This window comes from Burkholderia sp. E168m23 (assembly GCF_016586125.1).
Taxonomy (GTDB): Bacteria; Pseudomonadota; Gammaproteobacteria; order Burkholderiales; family Burkholderiaceae; genus Burkholderia; species Burkholderia orbicola.
On sequence record NZ_BCPP01000927.1, the window covers coordinates 1 to 2,814 of the forward strand.

The 2,814-nt window shown below is 70.1% G+C and carries 4 protein-coding genes; all 4 read left to right on the forward strand.

Annotated elements, in window-relative coordinates:
• Positions 1–439 (forward strand): porin (locus JMF90_RS32070; RefSeq protein WP_201325936.1); only part of this gene is annotated, 439 nt, incomplete at its 5' end.
• A 130-nt stretch (positions 440–569) separates the two neighbouring features.
• Positions 570–1,826, forward strand: coding sequence for a sulfite dehydrogenase (gene soxC, locus JMF90_RS32075; protein ID WP_201317274.1), 1,257 nt, complete (start codon positions 570–572; stop codon positions 1,824–1,826).
• Positions 1,819–2,343, forward strand: a complete 525-nt coding sequence (locus JMF90_RS32080; RefSeq protein ID WP_011545449.1) for a c-type cytochrome — start codon at positions 1,819–1,821, stop codon at positions 2,341–2,343. The genes soxC and JMF90_RS32080 overlap by 8 nt, the downstream gene beginning before the upstream one ends.
• 70 nt (positions 2,344–2,413) lie before the next feature.
• Positions 2,414–2,814 (forward strand): LLM class flavin-dependent oxidoreductase (locus JMF90_RS32085; protein WP_201325937.1); only part of this gene is annotated, 401 nt, incomplete at its 3' end.

Consider the following 2,814-nt stretch of genomic DNA (forward strand, 5'->3'; position numbering starts at 1 on the left):
GCAGATCGGCGCGGTGGGCGCGAACTACGCGCTCGGCCCCGCGACGCTCGGCTTCGCATGGAGCCACACGCAGCTCAACTATCTCGACGGTTCGTCGCGCAAGTTCAACAACTACGACGTGAACGCGCGCTACCAGATCACGCCGGCGGCCACGCTGATCGGCGTCTATACGTTTACCGACGGACGCGCGAGCGGCCTGCCGGGCACGAGCGGCCAGACGCTGAAGCCGCGCTGGCACCAGTTCACGCTCGGGTTCGACTATGCGCTGTCGAAGCGCACCGATATCTATGTGTCGGGCATCTACCAGCTCGCGGCCGGCGACGCGAGCACCGCGACGTCGGGCGGCTATCGCAAGATCGCGGCGATCTCGAACATCGGCAGCGCGTCGTCGACGAACCGCCAGCTTGCGTTCGTCAGCGGGCTGCGCGTGAAGTTCTGACGGCACGCGCGTCGGGCGCGGCGCAATCGTCACGATAAGCAAAGCGGGAATCGTTGTTTGCCGTGCCGCGCCCGGTTGCCGAGAATGATCGTTTGTCCGCGCGGCTCCCGCGCGCCACACGCGTTCGACCATGACCGATTCCCGTTTTCCTCCCCGTGCGCCGCGAAACGGCCGGCGCGCGGCGCTGCGCCAGCTCGCCGGCGGCTGGGCGGCCGCGATGCTGCCCGCCAGCGGTGCGCTCGCGAGCGAGCCGCTCGATGTGCCGCCGTGGACGCGCACGCCCGGTGCGCCGCTGCTGTCGCCACCCTACGGCGTGCCAGGTCAGCACGAGCGCGACGTGATTCGCCGCAGCGCCCGAACGCCTGCGCTGCCCGGTTCCGGCTCGTCGATGACGCCGCTCGCCGACCTGTTCGGCGACATCACGCCGAACGGGCTCGTCTACGAGCGTCATCACGCGGGGGTGCCGGACATCGATGCGCAACGCCATCGCGTCGTCGTGCACGGCCTCGTGCGCGAGCCGCGCGTCTTCACGCTCGACGACCTGCTGCGCTGTCCGTCCGAATCGCGCATTCACTTCCTCGAATGCTCGGGCAACACGGGCAGCGAATGGAACGGCCCGAGCGGGCTGCCGGTTCAGTTCACGCACGGGTTGCTATCGTGCTGCGAATGGACCGGCGTCCGGCTGTCGACGCTGCTCGACGAGACAGGCGTCGACGCCGACGCCCGCTGGCTGCTCGCCGAGGGCGCGGACGGCGCGGCGATGACGCGCAGCCTGCCGCTCGACCGGATTCTCGAGCGCGCGCTGGTCGTCTATGCGCAGAACGGCGAACGGCTGCGCCCGGAGAACGGCTACCCGGTGCGGCTGATCGTGCCGGGTTTCGAAGGCAACACGAACATCAAGTGGCTGCGGCGGCTGAAGCTGGTGCGTGCGCCGGAGATGACGCGCGAGGAAACGTCGAAGTACACGAATCTGCTGCCGGATGGCTGCGCGCGCCAGTTCGTGTTCGAGATGGATGCAAAGTCGGTCATCACGCGGCCGTCGGCCGGCCATCGGCTCGCCGCGCACGGCTACTACCCGATCAGCGGCTACGCGTGGTCGGGCCGTGGCCGGATTCGCGCCGTCGACGTGTCGACCGACGGCGGCCGCACGTGGCGACCGGCGCGGCTCGCCGGCGACGTACGCGATCGTGCGCTGACGCGCTTCGAAGCCGACTGGGTGTGGCGCGGCGAGCCGGCCGACCTGCAAAGCCGGGCGACCGACGAGACCGGCTACGTGCAGCCGACCCGCGACGCGCTCGTCGCCGCGCGGGGCCTGAACTCGCAGTATCACTACAACGGCATCCAGAACTGGCGCGTCGGCACGGACGGCGAGGTGCGCAATGCGTAAGCCGCTCGCCTGCCTGCTTGCAGCCTGCGCGATGACGTCGAGCGCGTTCGGCGCGGGCTTCGGTCTCGGCCAGCCGGTCGATCGCGCGGCGCTCGCCGCGTGGGACATCGACGTCGCACCGGACGGCAGCGGCCTGCCGCCCGGCGCGGGTACGGTCGCCCGCGGCGGCCACGTGTTCGCGGACAAATGCGCGATGTGTCACGGAGCGGGCGGCGAAGGCGGTGTCGGCGATCCGCTCGTCGGCGGCGTCGGCTCGCTCGCCAGCGCGAAACCCAAAAAGACGGTCGGCAGCTACTGGCCCTACGCGACGACGCTGTTCGACTACATTCGCCGCGCGATGCCGTACAACGCGCCGCAATCGCTGAGCACGGACGACGTCTATGCGGTCACCGCGTACGTCCTGCACCTGAACGGCATCGTTCCCGCCGACGCCCGGCTCGACGCGCGCACGCTGCCGCGCGTGCGGATGCCGAACCGCGACGGCTTCGTGCCCGACCCGAGGCCGGGCAAGTTATGACGCGTCTCGCTCCACTTGCCGCCGCATCGGGCCGCGCAGTCGCGCCGCACCTTTCAGCAAGGACCCTGTGATGAGCGATTCCACCCTCGCCGCCCCGCTCGCGCCGACGCCGTTCGTCGACGTTCGTTCGCCGGCCGAGTTCCCCGGCAGCCCCGTCTCGCGCACACTCGCGCAGCCGCTGATGCTCGGGTTGTTCCTGCCGATCCAGGCTGGCGGATGGAGCGCGTCGACGCTGCCGCGCTCGACCGACTGGACGTTCGACTACAACGCCGATCTCGTAGCCCGCGCCGAAGCGCTCGGCTTCGATCTCGTGTTCGCGCTGTCGCAATGGTTGCCGAAAGGCGGCTACGGCGGCGTGTTCGACGGCCAGGCGCTCGACTCGTTCATGACGCTGGCCGCGCTGACGGCGCGCACCGAGCGGATCATCCTCGTCGCGACGAGCCACGTGCTCTACGGGCCGTGGCATCCACT

Excerpts from the sequence above, each read along its gene's own strand:
- soxC (WP_201317274.1), top strand. The coding sequence starts at position 570 with ATGACCGATTCCCGTTTTCCTCCCCGTGCGCCGCGAAACGGCCGGCGC.
- JMF90_RS32080 (WP_011545449.1), top strand. The coding sequence starts at position 1,819 with ATGCGTAAGCCGCTCGCCTGCCTGCTTGCAGCCTGCGCGATGACGTCG.